At 66.9% G+C, this 16,728-nt stretch carries 15 protein-coding genes; 8 read left to right on the forward strand and 7 right to left on the reverse strand.

Annotated elements, in window-relative coordinates; all coding sequences use genetic code 11:
- Positions 1-79: 79 nt before the first annotated feature.
- The 8 genes from G4G28_RS16885 to G4G28_RS16920 all read left to right on the forward strand — a co-directional run bounded on the left by G4G28_RS16885 (position 80) and on the right by G4G28_RS16920 (position 8,714).
- Positions 80-1,825: a GMC family oxidoreductase N-terminal domain-containing protein gene (locus G4G28_RS16885; RefSeq protein WP_183107619.1), complete on the forward strand. Its 1,746-nt coding sequence runs from the start codon at positions 80-82 to the stop codon at positions 1,823-1,825.
- Between the two features lie 10 nt (positions 1,826-1,835).
- Positions 1,836-2,474: a hypothetical protein gene (locus G4G28_RS16890; protein ID WP_182989153.1), complete on the forward strand. Its 639-nt coding sequence runs from the start codon at positions 1,836-1,838 to the stop codon at positions 2,472-2,474.
- Position 2,475: 1 nt separating this feature from the next.
- A complete protein-coding gene (locus G4G28_RS16895; RefSeq protein ID WP_182989154.1) occupies positions 2,476-3,567 on the forward strand; it encodes an AraC family transcriptional regulator in 1,092 nt (363 codons plus the stop codon).
- A gap of 356 nt (positions 3,568-3,923) precedes the next feature.
- Positions 3,924-4,574, forward strand: coding sequence for a hypothetical protein (locus G4G28_RS24810; RefSeq protein WP_202033853.1), 651 nt, complete (start codon positions 3,924-3,926; stop codon positions 4,572-4,574).
- Positions 4,575-4,623: 49 nt separating this feature from the next.
- Positions 4,624-5,649: a phospholipase gene (locus G4G28_RS16905; RefSeq protein WP_229425152.1), complete on the forward strand. Its 1,026-nt coding sequence runs from the start codon at positions 4,624-4,626 to the stop codon at positions 5,647-5,649.
- Between the two features lie 3 nt (positions 5,650-5,652).
- Complete coding sequence (locus G4G28_RS27620; RefSeq protein ID WP_183107620.1) at positions 5,653-7,032, forward strand: peptidylprolyl isomerase; 1,380 nt, start codon at positions 5,653-5,655, stop codon at positions 7,030-7,032.
- Positions 7,033-7,042: 10 nt separating this feature from the next.
- Positions 7,043-7,597: a hypothetical protein gene (locus G4G28_RS16915; RefSeq protein WP_183107621.1), complete on the forward strand. Its 555-nt coding sequence runs from the start codon at positions 7,043-7,045 to the stop codon at positions 7,595-7,597.
- 94 nt (positions 7,598-7,691) lie between these two features.
- Positions 7,692-8,714, forward strand: a complete 1,023-nt coding sequence (locus G4G28_RS16920) for a phospholipase (protein WP_182989158.1) — start codon at positions 7,692-7,694, stop codon at positions 8,712-8,714.
- A 196-nt stretch (positions 8,715-8,910) separates the two neighbouring features.
- Here G4G28_RS16920 and ilvC read toward each other — a convergent pair whose 3' ends face one another.
- The 7 genes from ilvC to G4G28_RS16955 all read right to left on the reverse strand — a co-directional run bounded on the left by ilvC (position 8,911) and on the right by G4G28_RS16955 (position 16,597).
- Complete coding sequence (gene ilvC, locus G4G28_RS16925) at positions 8,911-9,927, reverse strand: ketol-acid reductoisomerase (protein WP_182989159.1); 1,017 nt, start codon at positions 9,925-9,927, stop codon at positions 8,911-8,913.
- Positions 9,928-10,070: 143 nt separating this feature from the next.
- On the reverse strand, positions 10,071-10,562 hold the full coding sequence (ilvN, locus tag G4G28_RS16930; protein WP_182989160.1) for an acetolactate synthase small subunit: 492 nt from the start codon (positions 10,560-10,562) through the stop codon (positions 10,071-10,073).
- Positions 10,563-12,299 (reverse strand): acetolactate synthase 3 catalytic subunit, encoded by a 1,737-nt coding sequence (locus G4G28_RS16935; protein WP_182989161.1) that lies wholly within the window; start codon positions 12,297-12,299, stop codon positions 10,563-10,565.
- Positions 12,300-12,947: 648 nt separating this feature from the next.
- Entirely contained in the window at positions 12,948-13,826 is an 879-nt protein-coding gene (locus G4G28_RS16940) for an ABC transporter permease (RefSeq protein WP_183107622.1), read from the reverse strand.
- Positions 13,823-14,674 carry an ABC transporter ATP-binding protein gene (locus G4G28_RS16945; protein WP_182989162.1) on the reverse strand — a complete coding sequence of 284 codons (852 nt, stop codon included), beginning with the start codon at positions 14,672-14,674 and terminating at the stop codon, positions 13,823-13,825. The genes G4G28_RS16940 and G4G28_RS16945 overlap by 4 nt, the downstream gene beginning before the upstream one ends.
- A 13-nt stretch (positions 14,675-14,687) precedes the next feature.
- A complete protein-coding gene (locus G4G28_RS16950; protein WP_374011265.1) occupies positions 14,688-15,692 on the reverse strand; it encodes an ABC transporter substrate-binding protein in 1,005 nt (334 codons plus the stop codon).
- Between the two features lie 14 nt (positions 15,693-15,706).
- Positions 15,707-16,597: a TauD/TfdA family dioxygenase gene (locus tag G4G28_RS16955; RefSeq protein ID WP_182989163.1), complete on the reverse strand. Its 891-nt coding sequence runs from the start codon at positions 16,595-16,597 to the stop codon at positions 15,707-15,709.
- Positions 16,598-16,728 lie beyond the last annotated feature (131 nt).

A 16,728-nucleotide genomic window follows, 5' to 3' on the forward strand; every position in this document is an offset into this window, starting at 1 on the left:
CCTGGCGCTGTCGCATTCGGACAAGACAGTGGCAAATTCGTCAACTAAATTGGCCGCTCCACTTCACGAGGAGCCCACCATGTCGGACCGCAGCGTCGAACGGCGTCACTTCATGGCTGCATTGGGAACCCTGGTCGCGGGCGCCAGCCTGCCGACCGGTTCGCAAGCGGCAAGCCTGCCCCCACGCACCGCCTTGAGCCGCAGCGCGGGCGAGCTGCGCGATACCTACGACGTGGTGGTTGTCGGTTCCGGCTACGGGGGCGCCGTCATGGCAGCGCGCCTCGCGACCGGCCGCCGCCTGTGCGTGCTCGAGCGCGGCAAGGAGTGGGCTCCCGGCGACTTCGCGGTCGGCCTGGCCGACACCCTGGCCCAGTTCCGTTCGTCCGCCAAACCCGATGGCTTGTTCGACTACCGCATTGGCGCCACCGTCGACGTCCTGAGCGGCAACGGCATCGGCGGCACCTCGCTGATCAACTGCGGCGTCGTGCTCGCGCCCGACCGCGACGTCTTCAACCGCTGGCCACAGGCGATCCAGGTCGCCTACGCCAGCGGCGCGATGGACGCCTACGAGACACGGGTACGCACCATGCTGGGCGTCGACAGCGTCGTCGAGGGCGATGCCCTGCGCAAGAACTGGTTTCACCTCTCGAGCGCCAAGGCACGCCAGCGCCGGGGGATCGCCGTCACGCCACGCGCCATGCCGATCGCCGTCAACCTGCGCCGCTACCGCGACGCACCGAATGCGCAAGGCGTCTGGCAAGCCGCATGCACCGGTTGCGGCGACTGCGTCACCGGCTGCCGCGTCGGCGCCAAGAACACCCTCGACGTCAACTACCTGCCGCTGGCGCGCAGCGCCGGCGCCGAGATCTTCTCGCGCATGGAAGTCGACTGGATCGAGCGCCTGCCTGACGGCCGCTGGCGCCTGCACGTCCTGTACCGCGCCGATGGTGGCGCCACGGTACAGCGCCAGGTGATTGCCGCCAGCGTGGTGCTGGCCGCCGGCTCCCCGGGCAGCACCGGGATCCTGCTGCGCTCGCGGGCACGGGGCCTGGCACTCTCGCCCGCCCTCGGCACCCGCTTCTCGACCAACGGCGACCTGCTCGGCCTGGCCTACAACACGGCCATCCAGACCAACGTCATGGGCTTCGGCACGGCCCCCGCGCCCTTCGGCGAAGCCAGGGTTGGCCCGACCATCACGACAGCGGCCGACTACCGCAAGCCAGGCACCGCGCTCGAGCAGCGCTTCCTGATCCAGGACGCCGCCATCCCGAGCGCGCTGGTCGACGCGCTGCGCGTCAGCCTGCCGCTGGCGGCCGGGCTGATGCCGGAATTTGCCGCGACCCAGCGGATCGCCCGCGACGCGACCGCGCGCCGCACCGACGGCGCCCTGAACCACAGCATGGTCTATCTCGGCATCGGCCACGACAGCGCCGGCGGCAGGGTCGAACTCGACAGCGCCGGCAACCCGCGCGTGGTCTGGCCGGGCCTGGCCAAGGAGCCGTTTGTCGCGCGCATGCGCGCCGAGATGACCCAGCTGTCGCAGGGTTTCAATGGCAAGTTCACCGACAGTCCGCGCACCAGCCCGATCTTCGGCGGCGCGATGACGACCGTCCATCCGCTGGGCGGCTGCCCGATGGCCGACCGGGTCGAGGACGGCGTCGTCAATGCCGACGGCCAGGTCTTCAATCCGCATGGCGGCGCGCAGGCCGTGTACGCGGGGCTGCGCGTGATCGACGGGGCGATCGCGCCCGCCTCGATCGGCGCCAATCCCTTGCTTACCATCGCGGCGCTGGCAGAACGCGCCGCCGACCACTATCGCCTGTGAGGAACGGATCATGAAACGACTTCTGATACTGGTTGCAATGCTGGTGCTGCCTGTTCTGGCGTGGGCACGCGGCCTGTCGTTCACCGAAGAGATGCATGGCTACGCTTACCATGGGGGCGAATACCGCAAGGTGAGCGTGTATTTCGACATCGTCATCAAGGACATCGACGCCTGGCGCAGCAACCAGAACTACGCGGCCACCGTCAGCGGCAAGGCGGTTCTCGATCGCCTGCCCGCCGTCCCCGTCACGGGAACGCTGCAGATCCTGGCACCTGCGCCGGGCGCGAATTTGACAGGTGATCCGGGTCGCCTGCTGACCTATCGCTTTGCCGGCCCCGGCCTGCAGTTCGTCGGCGTCAAGCACGTCTACAACAACGCCGGCATGGACATGATCGACGACATGACCACGCTGCACGGCGTGTTCCAGGCGGCGGGCCAGCCGCAGCCGACCGTGCAGGAGCTCCTCTACGGCAGCGCCTGGACGTCCGAGCTGCACTTCGAATGGTGGAAGCCGGCGACGATGGCGAGCTTCTCGTTCTCGTTCAAGACCATCGCCACGCCCTGGTACGAAGACCTGGCGGTGCGGATCCTGTTCCTGAAGACGGTGTTCGGCGACCTGGCGAAAACCTTCTTCCCCTGGGCTGTCTGAGGTGAGGGGCACCATCGGATCGAAAGGGATCGGGCGCGGCACGCCCAGCGTGTCGACACTGTATGCCGACGCGCTGGGTGCCTTCCTCGGTGAGCGCGGTTTGCCGCCCGCCACCGCGCCTGCGCGCGTTGGCAGCGATCTGCCCACGCCGCCGCGCCTGTGCGGTAGCAGCTATGACACGCTGATGGGGCGCGCCTCGCGCGAACTGGGCGACAACGCGCTCGGCCTGCGCTTCGGCACCCGCGTGGGCGGCGCCGGCTTTGGCATGCTCGGCATCGCCGCCGCCAGCGCCGCGACCCTGGGCGAAGCGATTCGCCACCTGACCCAGCTCGAATCGATTACCAGCACCCTGGGCCGCGCCACGGTACGCCGACGCGGGGACAAGCTGCACCTGAACTGGCAACCGGTGCTGGCAGTCTCGCCAGCGGTGGTCGAAGGCATCCTGTCCGGCTGGGTGTCGTTCGGGCGCTACCTGCTGGGTGAACACGTCGACGTGGTCCAGGTGTCGCTGCGCCACCGCCGCATCGCGCCGATGGAAATCTACGACGGCGTGTTCGAGTGTCCGGTGCGTTTCGAGACCTGCAGTTATGGCGTGACGATCGCGGCCGAGCTGCTCGACGCCCGCCCGCGCTTTGCCGATCCGGTACTGAGCGCTGCCATCGGCGGCTGGCTCGGACACTGCGCCATCGCCGCCCTGCACGGCCCGGTGGCCGACGGCATGCGCGCCACGCGCCAGGTCGCCGCACTGCTGGGCGGCGCCCTGCCGCTGGCCGATGCCGACGAGGGCAGCGTCGCCGCGCGGCTGGGCATGGGACCGCGTTCGCTGCAGCGCGCCCTGCGCCGTGAGGGCAGCTCGTTTCGCCAGATCCTCAACGCCGCGCGCGCCCAGCATGCCGTGATTGCGCTGATGCGGGGCGAGGCCGCCTTGCCCGACCTGGGCGCCGAGATCGGCTTCGACGAGCAGTCCTCGCTGTGCCGCGCGTTTCGCAACTGGACCGGCTATGCGCCGCTGGCCTTCCGCCAGCGGATGGCGGGCGTGTTCCGGCCGCTGCGCGGCGCGCGGGACGGCTGGACTGGCGGGATGAGCGCATGATGCAGCGTTCGGAAGCAAACCGCTGCCGCTTCGAGCCGGGCACGCCCGCGGGACATTACGAAAGCTATTTCGTGCGCGCCAACCATCCCGAACGCCCGCTCGCCTTCTGGATCCGCTATACCCTGTTCAGCCCCGGGGTGGCCCGACGACGCCAGCGGCGAGCTCTGGGCCGTCTATTTCGACGGCGAACGCGAACGCATCACGGCGGCCCGGGACTGCTTCCCGCTGGCGGACTGCGAGATCGGCGCCGAGGGTCCCGATCTCCGCATCGGCGGCTCCCACCTGGCGATGCCTGCCTGGTCGGCGGCGCAAGCTGCGGCACCAGCACTGGCGGCACTGGAGGCGCGATCGCCTGGATGCTGGGTTACGCGAGCCACCAGGTGCCGCTGCTCCTGATGCCGGAAGCCCTGTACGCGCGTGCCTTCCCGCAGGCGAAAGTGCTGGTGCCGTCGCCAGGCGCGCGCTTCGATGGCGAGCTGCAGGTCGACGGCCAGCAGATCGACATCGACGGCTGGCACGGCAGCCAGAACCACAACTGGGGCAGCCGCCACACCGACAGCTACGCCTGGGGACAGGTGGCCGGCTTCGACGATGGCCTTGACGTCTTCCTCGAATGCGCGACCGGGCGCGTGAAGGCGGGGCCGTTCTGGACGCCGTCGATGACGCCGCTCGTGCTGCGCATCGGCAGCCGCGAGTTTGCGCTCAACGGCATCACCCGGGCATTGCGCACGCGCGGCCGCTTCGACTTCTTCAGCTGGGAGATCGCAGCGGCGACGAAGGAGGTCAGGATCGCGCTGCGATTCTCCGCGCCGCCGGCGCGCTTCGTCGGCCTGCGCTACCCGAATCCGCCGGGCGGCGCGAAGACCTGCCTCAATTCCAAGCTGGCCTCCTGCGAGCTGACCGTCGAACGGCCCGGCCAGCCGCCGCGCCGCTACCACGCACGCCACCGGGCCGCCTTCGAGATCCTGACCGACCGCCATGACCACGGCATCGCCATGCTCGCCTGAGCGGCGCCGCATTTTCACGAACACGACACCCGCCATCACAAGGAGAACCATGAACATCGGATTGACCCGCACCGCCATCGCAGCGACTGTCGCAGGCGCCCTGACCTGGACCGCGCCGGCCCAGGCCTGGCATGGCGAAACGCACCGACGCATCGTCCTCGACGCGGTCGGCTACATGAAGGCCCATCCGGACACGACCAACTACGCCAGGCTGGTCGCGGGGGTGACGAAAGCCGGCTACACGATCGACGGCTTCGCAAAGGCCCTCGCACAGGCGGCAGTCGACGTCGACGACTTCCAGGACACCTTCATCTGCGGCGCCACCACCGGCAACTGCCAGCCGGCGCCGGTCTGGGGCAACCTGAAAGCCGGCGCCTACAGCTCCTACTGGCACTTCCAGAACCACACGGCGGGCAAGGACGTGCACGGCAATCCCTTCGGCGGCTACGACTACGCGAGGAACGCGGTGCACGGCGACGTCGACAAGATCGCCGCGTCCTGGCTGGCCAACGACTACCTCGACGACGGCCCCGGCGGCATGGACGGCTGGTTCGGCGACGGCAGCAAGTACAACAGCTACGGCAAGACCGAAGCGAACTACCGCCTGGGCGGCTACTCGACCCCTGGAATGTACCAGGACTTCCAGACCATGCCCTTCCAGCCGATCGACAACCTGGCCCAGTACTGGTTCGCACGCTTCCTGGCCGCGCCCTCGGCCCAGGCCCTGGGCTTTGCGCTGCATGCGACCGACCTGCTGCAGCCGCACCATACCTGGAGCACCTCCGGCTCGAACCACACCGGCTGGGAAGAATGGGCCGAGGATTACTATTACAGCGAGGGCCTGAACAATCCGGCACTGGTGCAGGCGGCCCTGGGCGACTTCACGCCGCTCGCCGCCACCGCGCAGGACCTGCGCCCGCTGCTGCGCCAGGGCGGCAGCTATTCCTATGCGAACGGCGGCGCGGTGCTCTCGTCGACCGACCATGCCGTTCGCCGGACGGCCGGCCGCAAGATGATCCCGCACGCGATCGCCATGGTCGTGCATGTGCTCAACCGCGCTGCGCTGCGCCTGTAAGCCATGAAGGGATCCTCTTTCGTCCACCCGCTGCGCGCGCTGATCGGGTTGTTCGGCTGCGCCCTGATGCTATCGGCCACCGCGTCCACCTTGCGCACCCTCGACGATCCCGCGCTGGCGGCGCGCGTCAATGGCGAGGCCATTCACGCCTTTACCTTCCAGGCCATGCTGCATGCGAGCCAGGACAGCAAACCACGGCCGACGCCCGCTGCGGTGCTCGACGAACTCGTCGCCGAGCGCCTGTTGGCAAGCTGGGCACGCAAGCGCTTTACCAGCGAGGAGCTGTATCCGGCCACCCGCGTCGGCTTCGCGCGCGAGGCGGCCCTGGACGACAAGCTGGTCGGCCTGCTGCGCAGCATGTACCCCCGCGAGCTGGAAGCGGCGCTGCACGCCCTGCCCGGCGGCGACCTGAATGGCTTGGTCGCCGATAGCCCACGGCTTGACGCGGCCACGCTCGAGCGGCTGTTCGGCAAACCGGGACGGATGCGGCTCGACTACACCCTCGACGCCGGGCAGGAGGCGCTTGCCGCCAGGGTGCCGCTGCTGCGCTACACGCTGGGTGGCCAGCCCGGCACCTTGACGGTGCTGGACGTGCTGCGGCGCCAGAACGTGCAGGGCCGGATGGAGTTCTTCAACCACAACGTCGACTTCATGCAGCAGGGAGCGCGGACCGCGCTGGCGGGCCTGTTCGTCCAGGACTGGGCGGCGCGCCGCTTCGGCGCCCCGGCGCTGGCCGACCTGCGCCGCGCGCTGTCCGACCAGGACGATGTGCACGCAGTGCGCGCCCTGTATGGCCTGGCCGGGCATGCCGAGAGCGAGAGCCGGGTGCAAGCGGGCCTGGCGCAGGGGGTGACACGCGCCGAAATCGGCGCCTATTACGCCGCCAACCGCGAGCAGTTCCGCCGCACGCTGCGGGTCAAGGCGCGCCACATCCGCGTGCCCGACGAAGCGACGGCCGCGCAGGTCGTGGCGGCCGCCAGCAAGGGCCAGGATTTCGCCGGGCTGGCGCGGCGCTTCTCGATTGCGCCCGACGCGCAGTCAGGCGGGGATCTCGGCTGGGTACACCAGACCGGCAACCCCGACTGGCTGTCCTCGCTGGTGCTGCTCCAGCCCCGGGGAAGGTCTCGAGTCCCTTCCGCGCCGCCGTCGACAGCGACCAGGAAGCGACCTGGGAAGTGCTGTTGGTCGAGGAGCGCGTCGAGGGCTTCCACCCGCCGCACTCGGAAACGGTGCGCTACCTGGCGCGCCAGGCGATCGCCCATGACAAGGCGCGGCGCCAGTTCGCCGCCGTGCGCGCCCAGGCGCTGCGCCGGGCCGCCATCGAGATCAACCCCGGGCTGTTCAAGGGCGGCACGCGCCAGGCGCAGCGGGCATCCACGGTAGGGAGCGCATCATGAAGCCGGAAATCCAGCTGGCGGCCGTGGTGGCCGCCGTCGTCTTCGCCACCTGGGTGGCGTGGCCGGACGGCGAGGACGCGCCTGCCTCCGCCGTTACCGTGCACCCCGCCGGCGCCACGGCCGCCGCCAATGCCGCCTCGAACGCAGCGTGGCCCCCGCCCTGGCCCGATCCGGGGCCCGCCGGCGCGCCGCGCACATCCGGCGCCGGCGAACCCAAACCGGCTGCCGTCAGCCTGGCCGAGACACGCCTGCATGGCGACCCCGAAGCGCCGCCAATCGCGCGCGACGAGACGCCGCGCGAGCGTCCGAGTGAAGCCGAGCTGGCCGACCCGAAGGCCTATGCGGCCTACGAATCGCGCCAGCAGGCGCGCCTGTACGCGGCCTATGTCGATGCGGTCAACAAGGAATTGCCGCGCCTGCGCGAAGACATCGAACGCGGCCGCGCGATGGGCATCGCGGCGGACAAGATCGCCAGGGCGGAGGAGAAGGCGCGCGGGCTGGAGGCGATGCGTGCCCAGCTCCTGAAAGATCATCCCGAGCTGGGGAGATGACACGGCCGCCCGCGGCCGTGAAGACCAGCAGACCGGTTGCCGCATGCGCGGCACCGACAACACCAACCTGCGTTGCACATAAAAAGGAAAACACATGAAAACTGCATTCAAGCTGGCACCGGTTGCGATCGCGCTGATCGCCTGCCTGCCCGCGAAAGCATGGAACACGGAAACCCATCGTCGTATCGCCATGGACGCGATCGAATTCATGAAGACGCATCCTGCCCAGACTAAATACGCGAAGCTGCTCGCCGGCGTTACCAGGGCCGGCTACACGATGGAGCAATTCGCCGCGGCGATCGGCCAGGGCGCGCATGATGTCGATTACTTCGAAGATACCTACATCTGCGGCGCGACCACCGGCAACTGCGCCAACGCGCCGCTGTGGGGCCTGGCATCGGACGTGGCCCACTACACCTCGTTCTGGCACTTCCAGAACCGCACCGCGGGCCAGGACGCGCATGGCAACCGCTTCGGCGGCTACAACTATGCCAAGCTGGCCAACCCGGGCGACATCGACAAGCTGGCCGCGACCTGGCTGGTAAACGACTACCTCGACGACGGCGCGGGCGGCATGAACGGCTGGTTCGGCGACGCCACCAGGTACAACAGCTATGGCGTCACCGAGGCGCACTACCGCCAGGGCAGCAGCTCGACGCCGCAGATGTACGAGGACTACCAGAAATTCCCCTTCCAGCCGATCGACAACCTCGGCCAGTACTTCTTCTCGCGCTTCCTGCAGGCGCCGTCGGCGCAGTCGCTGGGCTTCTCGCTGCATACGACCGACCTGCTGCAGCCGCACCATACCTATGGCACGCTGGGCAATGGCCACTCTTCGTGGGAAGGCTGGGTGGGCGACAACTACGACCGGGAAAAGCTGAACGACGGCGCGCTGGTGCTGGCGGCGCTGAACGACTTCACGCCGCTGGCCGCGAGCGCGACCGATATCCGCCCCTTGCTGAACCAGGGCGGCGCCTACTCGTACAAGTATGGCGGCGCGGTGCTGTCGTCGTCGGATAACGAGGTGCGCAAGGCGGTGGCGCGCAAGATGGTGCCGCATTCGATCGCGATGGCGGTGCGGATCCTGGATCGGGCGGCGGAGAGACTGGCGCAGTAAGGCACCGCGGCGCTGCAACGTAGGGTGGGCGGCTCCATCGGTACAGTCGGGCATTCGTGGCGTCGACGCCGCCCACGCGTTCAACCGGCCGTGGAAACCCCGCGACCATGCCCGCGTGCGTTGAACGCGTGGGCGGCGCAGGCCTCGCGTTCTCTCACGCGTTCCCGCTTTAGCCGCCCACCCTACGAGAACACCATCAATTCTTCGACTGATCCACCAGCTTGTTCTTCGCGATCCACGGCATCATCGCGCGCAGCTTGGCGCCGACTTCCTCGATCTGGTGCTCGCTGGTGAGACGGCGGCGCGAGATCAGGGTCGGGGCGCCCGCCTTGTTCTCGAGGATGAAGCTCTTCGCGTACTCGCCGGTCTGGATGTCCTTCAGACACTGCTTCATCGCTTCCTTGGTCGCCGAGGTGACGACCTTAGGCCCCGTCACGTACTCGCCGTATTCGGCATTGTTCGAGATCGAGTAGTTCATGTTGGCGATGCCGCCCTCGTAGATCAGGTCGACGATGAGTTTCAGTTCGTGCAGGCACTCGAAATAGGCCATTTCGGGCGCGTAGCCGGCTTCGACCAGGGTTTCGAATCCCGCCTTGATCAGTTCGACGGTGCCGCCGCAGAGCACGGCCTGTTCGCCGAACAGGTCGGTCTCGGTCTCTTCGCGGAAGTTGGTCTCGATGATGCCGGCGCGACCGCCGCCATTGGCCATCGCGTACGACAGCGCGATGTCGCGCGCGGCGCCGGACTTGTCCTGGTAGACCGCGACCAGGTGCGGCACGCCGCCACCCTGTTTATAGGTGTTGCGCACGGTGTGGCCGGGGGCCTTCGGCGCGATCATGATCACGTCGAGATCGGCGCGCGGCACGACCTGGCCGTAGTGGACGTTGAAGCCGTGGGCAAAGGCGAGCACGGCACCCTGCTTGGCGTTCGGCTCGACGTTTTCCTTGTAGACCTGGGCGATGTTTTCGTCCGGGAGCAGGATCATGATGATATCGGCGTTCTTCACGGCCTCGTCGACCTCGGCGACCTGCAGGCCGGCCTGTTCGACCTTGTTCCAGGAAGCGCCGCCGCGGCGCAGGCCGACGGTGACCTTCACGCCCGATTCGGAGAGGTTCTGGGCGTGGGCGTGGCCTTGCGAGCCATAGCCGATGATGGCGACATTCTTGTTCTGGATGAGGGAGAGGTCGCAGTCTTTGTCGTAGAAAACTTTCATTTTTTGTCCTTTAGTATTTGGCGTTATGGCTGTTCTGTTTGTACGGCAGGTGGCCGATCGGGCGTTCGCGTGGGCAGTTGAGATGGCCGGGGCCATCTCAACGAAGCGCCCACCCTACGATGTTGATCGAAGCCGGTGGCGGATCAGACCTTGAGGATGCGCTCGCCACGGCCGATACCCGAGCCGCCGGTACGGACGGTTTCGAGGATCGAGGCGCGGTCGATGGCGTCGATGAAGGCGTCGAGCTTGCTCTTGGCACCGGTCAGTTCGATCGTGTAGGTCTTTTCCGTGACGTCGATGATGCGGCCGCGGAAGATGTCGGCGGTGCGCTTGATTTCCTCGCGCTCCTTGCCGACCGCCCTCACCTTGAGCAGCATGAGCTCGCGCTCGATGTGCTGGCCTTCGGTCAGGTCGACCACCTTCACGACTTCGATCAGCCGGTTCAGGTGCTTGGTGATCTGCTCGATGATGTCGTCCGAGCCGGAGGTGACGATGGTCATGCGCGAGAGCGTCGCGTCTTCGGTCGGCGCCACGGTCAGGGTTTCGATGTTGTAGCCACGCGCCGAGAACAGGCCCACCACGCGGGACAGTGCGCCGGCTTCGTTCTCCAGCAGGACCGAGATGATGTGTCTCATTTACAGGTCCTCCGAGCCGAGCAGCATTTCGGACAAGCCGGCGCCCGCCTTGACCATCGGCCAGACGTTTTCGCTCTGGTCGGTGATGAAGTTCATGAACACCAGGCGATCCTTCATGGCAAAGGCTTCGCGCAGCGAGCCTTCCACGTCGCCCGGCTTCTCGATGCGCATGCCGACGTGGCCGTAGGCTTCGGCCAGCTTCTCGAAGTCCGGCAGCGAATCCATGTAGGACTCGGAATAGCGCGAGCCGTAGTCGATCTGCTGCCACTGTCTGACCATGCCGAGGAAGCGGTTGTTGAGCAGGATGATCTTCGGGGTCAGGTGGTACTGCTTGCAGGTCGCGAGCTCCTGGATGCACATCTGGATCGAGCCTTCGCCCGTCACGCAGGCGACCGTCGCGCCGGGGTTCGCCATCTGCACGCCCATCGCATACGGCAGGCCGACGCCCATCGTCCCGAGGCCACCGGAATTGATCCAGCGGCGCGGTTTTTCGAAGGGGTAGTACTGGGCTGCCCACATCTGGTGCTGGCCGACGTCGGAGGTAACGAAGGCGTCGCCGCCCGTCACCTGCCAGAGCTGTTCGATGACCGACTGCGGCTTGATGACGAGATCGGACTTCTCGTACTTCAGGCAATCGCGCCCGCGCCACTCGGCAATCTGCTTCCACCAGGGAGCCAGCGACGGCGAGCTGCTGCGCGGACCGGCTGCGTCGAGCTGAGCGAGGAATTCGGTCAGCACTTCCTTGACGTTGCCGACGATGGGAATGTCGACCTTGACCCGTTTCGAGATCGAGGACGGATCGATGTCGATGTGGATGATCTTGCGCGGGTGGCTGGCGAAGTGCTTGGGGTTGCCGATCACGCGGTCGTCGAAACGGGCGCCGATGGCGATCAGGACGTCGCAGTGCTGCATCGCCATGTTCGCTTCATAGGTTCCGTGCATGCCCGGCATACCGACGAAATGCTCGTCGCTGGCGCGCGAGCCGCCCAGGCCCATCAGCGTGTTGGTGACCGGCGCGCCGAGCTTGTCGACCAGGCGATTCAATTCGTTCGAGGCATTCGCCAGGATGACGCCGCCGCCCGCATAGATCATCGGCCGTTCGGCGCCGGCCAGCAGCTGCACGGCCTTGCGGATCTGGCCCGCATGGCCCTTGTCGACCGGCTTGTACGAGCGCATCTCGATCTCGCGAGGGTAGTCGTACACGCACTTGTGCATGCTGATGTCCTTCGGGATATCGACCAGCACGGGGCCGGGGCGGCCGGTGCGCGCGATGAAGAAGGCTTTCTTCATCGTCGTCGCCAGGTCCTTGACGTCCTTGACGAGGAAATTGTGCTTGACCACCGGACGCGTGATGCCGACCGTGTCGCATTCCTGGAAGGCGTCCTGGCCGATCGCGTGACTGGGCACCTGGCCGCTGATGACGACCATCGGGATCGAGTCCATGTAGGCGGTCGATAATCCCGTGACGGCATTCGTCACGCCCGGACCGGAGGTGACGATGGCGACGCCGACGGTGTTGGAGCTGCGCGAATAGGCATCGGCCGCGTGCACGGCTGCCTGTTCGTGGCGCACGAGGACGTGCTGGAATGCGTCCTGCTGGAAGATGGCGTCGTAGATATACAGCACCGCGCCGCCGGGATAGCCGAAGACGTGTTTCACGCCCTCCTCGGCCAGGCAACGCACGACAATTTCAGCGCCCGTCAGTTGACCTGTCGGACCTGAGGCTTCGTTATTCATGAATCGTTCCTTTCAAAACCCATGGGGAGATTGATCGGATGCTCGTTCCTAACGAAATGCGGATTGCCCTACAGCGCTCGAGCTTCCCTTCTTTCTGCGTGCACACACATGCGTTCGGTTACCCATAGATAACCTGCGGACACGGTGCTGGACGCAACTCGTTTGGCTGAGTGTCTGTAGCGGCTCGGCGCATCTCTCGCGCTTGTGGCGCGGGTTGGAGCAAACTGCCTACAAATGAAAGCGTGTCATGCCTGGCGGGCTTTGTGTGCGCGTCTGACTGACGATGGAGCTTCGAGGGTGCAAAGCGTAAGAAACACCTTACTGCGTTGCACCATTTTGGTCAAGAACAAAAATGGAAGAGATACAACGCACGGTGTTGGTGCGCTGTGGGGAGGGTTGAGGCGGGGATATCGTGCAGTGCAATGATGAGTGGCGAAAGTAGGGGCCGGGGGACGCGTTGCCAATGTGCCGACGGTCAGACCGCGTGGAGTCAAGCCTCCACCCTACGTTTCACGACGGCCAACGGTTGCGCGAACTCGCCCGGATCGCTCGATCTCCGTAGGGTGGAGGCGGCCGGCGAGGCTCCCGACTCCACGCGGTCGTGCTCACGCATACCCCACGGCGTGAACTCGCCACGCACCCACGCCCTCACCGCTCCATCCCCCACCTTCTCACCGTCACCCGCTCGAGCGTATGAAACACCAGATGCTCCACCGCCAGCCCGATGATGATCACCATCGCCAACCCGGCAAACACTTTATCGGTGAACAGTTCGTTGCGGCTCTGGAAGATATACCAGCCCAGTCCGCCCTTCCCCGAGGTGGTGCCGAACACGAGCTCCGCGGCAATCAGCGTGCGCCAGGCAAAGGCCCAGCCGATCTTCAGGCCCGACAGGATGGCGGGCAAGGCCGCCGGGATGAGGATCTGCAATACCAGCCGCAGGCCCGTCAAGCCATAGTTGCGCCCGGCCATGCGCAGCGTCTCGGGCACGGCGCGAAAGCCGGCGCAGGCATTCAGGGTCAGCGGCCACATCACCGAATGCATCAGCACCATGACCAGGCTACCCTTGCCCAGCCCGAACCACAGCAGCGCGATCGGCAGCAGGGCAATGGCCGGCAGCGGGTTGAACATCGAGGTCAAGGTTTCGATCAGTTCGCGCCCGATGCGGTGCGACACCGCCAGCCAGGTCAGCAGGAATGCTGCGCCGATGCCCATCAGGTAGCCCTGGGTCAGCACGGCAAACGAGACGGCCACGTAGCCGGGCAGTTCGCCCGACACCAGCCCCTCGCACAGCGCCTGCGCCGTGTGCCAGGCGGTCGGCAGCAGGAGTTCGTTGTCGAACCAGCGCGCCAGCGCTTCCCAGACAATGGCCAGCACCAGCAGGATGCCGGCCTTGCGCAGCCAGGCCAGGTTGGCGGGAACGCGGGTGGCTGCCGCCCCCTGCTGCGTAGGCGCGGCCGCCGGTACGGGCGCGGCCAGCGCCAGTTCGACTTCGGGACGGATGGGTGGTGCGCGGAAGGCGTTCATACATGCAAGACACAGGGTTGAGGAAGCTCGGCAGCAGGGGCGGCATCGGTTTTCGCCTCGCCGAACAGCAGACGGTGAATGCGCGCCGTGGCGGCGCCGAACTCGGCGCTACCGGCATTGCCGAGGTCGAACTGGTGACTGTTCAGCTCGGCACGCACACGGCCCGGATGGGGGCTGAGCAGCAGGATGCGGTTGCCCACCACCAGCGCTTCCTCGATCGAGTGCGTCACGAACAGCATCGTGAAACCGATCTCGTCCCACAGGCGCTGCAGTTCTTCCTGCATCGTGCGCCGGGTGAGCGCGTCGAGCGCGGCAAAGGGTTCGTCCATCAGCAGGATGCTTGGTCCCATGGCCAGCGCCCGCGCAATCGCGACGCGCGCCTTCATGCCGCCGGACAAGGTGTGCGGGTAGGCGTCGAGGAAGCGCGCCAGGCCCACCTTGCCCAGCCAGTGGCGGGCGCGTTCGCGTGCTTCGGCTTTCCTGATGCCGGCGGCGAGCATCGGAAACATCACGTTGCCCTCCACCGTCTTCCAGGGCGGCAACTGGTCGAATTCCTGGAAGACGACGATGCGATCAAGTCCCGGCCCGGTGATCGGCCGTCCGCCCAGGCGCAGGCTGCCTGCGCGCGGCGCGATGAAACCGGCCACGGCTTTCAGCAGGGTCGACTTGCCGCAGCCGGACGGCCCCAGCAGGACGAAACGGTCGCCGCGGTGCACGTCGAAACTCACGTCATCGGTGGCACGCACCACGCCATGGTCGGTCGCGTACTCGAGCGTGACATGTTCGGCGCGCAGCAGCGCGTCCTGGGGCACGACTTGCAGGGTGGACAGGTTCGCGGGCGCATTCATGGGCGGAATCAACTCAGCTTCCCGAGGCCAGCGCCGGGTGGTCGAAGAAATAGTCGCGCCACGAGGCCGGCTTGTTGCGGATCGCCCCGACCTGGTGCAGGAACTGGGCCAGGCCCAGGGTGTTCTGCGGCGCCACCTTGAACTGCACCTTCGGATCCTTGATCACCTTGATGAGCAGGGCGCGGTCGATGCTGCCCTTGTTCACGCGCAGGTAGGCGTCGGCCGCCGCTTCCGGATTGCTGGTGGCCAGGCGAGCCGCCTCCACCAGCGCGTCGAGGAAAGCGCGGTAGGTCTTCGGATTCTCCTTTACATACCTTTCGGTGGCATACAGCACCGTGGCCGAGCTCGGCCCGCCCAGCACCTGGTAGGAGTCGAGCACGATTTTCGCGTTCGGGTTGCCGGCCAGTTCCTGATCCTGGAACGGGGGATTGGCGAAGTGGGCATTGATTTCGGTCTTGCCGGCGATCACGGCGGCGGCCGCATCCGGGTGTGGCAGCGCCTGGGTAAGCGGGTCGAGCTTGCGGAACTCGGCGGGGCCCCACTGCTTGCTGGCCGCCATCTGCAGGATGCGCGCCTGCACCGATACCGTCACGGCCGGTAGCGCGATGCGGTCCTTCGGGCCGAAGTCGGCGATCGATTTCACGGCCGGGTTGGTGCTGATCAGGTAGTACGGGAAATTGCCGAGCGAAGCAACGGCGCGCACGTTCTGCTTGCCGGCGGTACGATCCCAGACCGTCATCAGGGGGCCGAGTCCGGCGCCGACCACGTCCACGGAATTGGACAGCAAGGCGTCATTGGTGGCGGCGCCGCCCGAGAGCTTGACCCAGTCGACATCGATGTCGACGCCGTATTTCTTGCCATGCTTTTCGATGAGCTTCTGGTCCTGCGCGACATTGAGCAGCAGGTAGACCACGCCGAACTGCTCGGCGATGCGGATCTTGCCTTCGGCATGGGCACCGCCGGCGCCCGCCAGCAGGGACAGGGCGACGAGGGCAGCGGCAAACTTTCTGGTATTCAAATCGATTCTCCTGGTCAGAACGGGACGTCGCCCGCGATCGTGGTGCGGTAGAGCTTGCGGCGCTGCTCGGGCGGACAGCCTGCCGCCAGGTGCAGCAGCGAGCGGTTGTCCCAGAACACCATGTCGTGCGGCTGCCAATGGTGGCGGTAGATGAATTCGGGGCGTGTCGCGTGTTCGAACAGCGCCGCCAGCAAGGCGCGGCTGCGCGCTTCCGGGATGTCGACGATGCGGGTGGTGAAATGTTCGCTGACAAACAGGGCGCGGCGCCCGGTTTCCGGATGGGTACGCACGACCGGATGGCGCACCGGCACCACCTCGTCGATCTGCGCCTGGGTCAGCGCGGGGCGCCAGGGGTTCAGCTTGCGCAGGTCCTCGTAGCGTGCCAGGTAGCTGTGCTCGGCCCAGGCGCCTTCCACTTCGCGCTTGAGCGCATCGGGCAGCGTGTCCCAGGCCAGGTGCTGGTTGGCGAACAGGGTGTCGCCTCCTTCGGCTGGCAGCTCCTGGGCGTGCAGCATCGAACCCAGGCTGGGCACCGCCTTGTAGGACAGGTCGGAATGCCACAGGTGGCCAGCGTCCCCCAGGCCGATGGGTTCGCCGTTCTCGCGGATGTTCGAGACGATCAGTACCTCGGGTTCTTCCTTGAGCTGGAACTGGCGCAGCACGTGGATCTGCAGTTCGCCGAAACGGCGGCTGAAGGCGACCTGCTGGGCCGGCGTGATGCGCGCGTCGCGAAACACGAGCACGTGGTGGTCGAGATGGGCGCGGTGCACGCGCGCCAGGTCGGCGGTGGACAGCGGGCGCGACAGGTCGAGTCCGAGCACCTCGGCGCCCAGCGGTGCGTGCAGGGGGCGGATGTCGAAATCCTGGCGGGCAGGTGATCCTGCGGAAAGCGTGTCGAGCGGCATGGTGGGGGCGTTGAGTTGGAACGTGCGATCCAGATTAAGGCCGCGATGTCGGGGCGACAACGAATCGTTTCGACTATCCTCATGCGTTTTTTGACGGCCCGCCTGGCGGCCCCGCCGCGCATTGCTGAGCA

The organism is Massilia sp. Dwa41.01b (assembly GCF_014171775.1).
Classification (GTDB): Bacteria; Pseudomonadota; Gammaproteobacteria; order Burkholderiales; family Burkholderiaceae_D; genus Telluria.

Excerpts from the sequence above, each read along its gene's own strand:
- G4G28_RS16885 (WP_183107619.1), top strand. The coding sequence starts at position 80 with ATGTCGGACCGCAGCGTCGAACGGCGTCACTTCATGGCTGCATTGGGA.
- G4G28_RS16890 (WP_182989153.1), top strand. The coding sequence starts at position 1,836 with ATGAAACGACTTCTGATACTGGTTGCAATGCTGGTGCTGCCTGTTCTG.
- G4G28_RS24810 (WP_202033853.1), top strand. The coding sequence starts at position 3,924 with ATGCTGGGTTACGCGAGCCACCAGGTGCCGCTGCTCCTGATGCCGGAA.
- G4G28_RS16905 (WP_229425152.1), top strand. The coding sequence starts at position 4,624 with ATGAACATCGGATTGACCCGCACCGCCATCGCAGCGACTGTCGCAGGC.
- G4G28_RS27620 (WP_183107620.1), top strand. The coding sequence starts at position 5,653 with ATGAAGGGATCCTCTTTCGTCCACCCGCTGCGCGCGCTGATCGGGTTG.
- G4G28_RS16915 (WP_183107621.1), top strand. The coding sequence starts at position 7,043 with ATGAAGCCGGAAATCCAGCTGGCGGCCGTGGTGGCCGCCGTCGTCTTC.
- G4G28_RS16920 (WP_182989158.1), top strand. The coding sequence starts at position 7,692 with ATGAAAACTGCATTCAAGCTGGCACCGGTTGCGATCGCGCTGATCGCC.
- ilvC (WP_182989159.1), bottom strand. The coding sequence starts at position 9,927 with ATGAAAGTTTTCTACGACAAAGACTGCGACCTCTCCCTCATCCAGAAC.
- ilvN (WP_182989160.1), bottom strand. The coding sequence starts at position 10,562 with ATGAGACACATCATCTCGGTCCTGCTGGAGAACGAAGCCGGCGCACTG.
- G4G28_RS16935 (WP_182989161.1), bottom strand. The coding sequence starts at position 12,299 with ATGAATAACGAAGCCTCAGGTCCGACAGGTCAACTGACGGGCGCTGAA.
- G4G28_RS16940 (WP_183107622.1), bottom strand. The coding sequence starts at position 13,826 with ATGAACGCCTTCCGCGCACCACCCATCCGTCCCGAAGTCGAACTGGCG.
- G4G28_RS16945 (WP_182989162.1), bottom strand. The coding sequence starts at position 14,674 with ATGAATGCGCCCGCGAACCTGTCCACCCTGCAAGTCGTGCCCCAGGAC.
- G4G28_RS16955 (WP_182989163.1), bottom strand. The coding sequence starts at position 16,597 with ATGCCGCTCGACACGCTTTCCGCAGGATCACCTGCCCGCCAGGATTTC.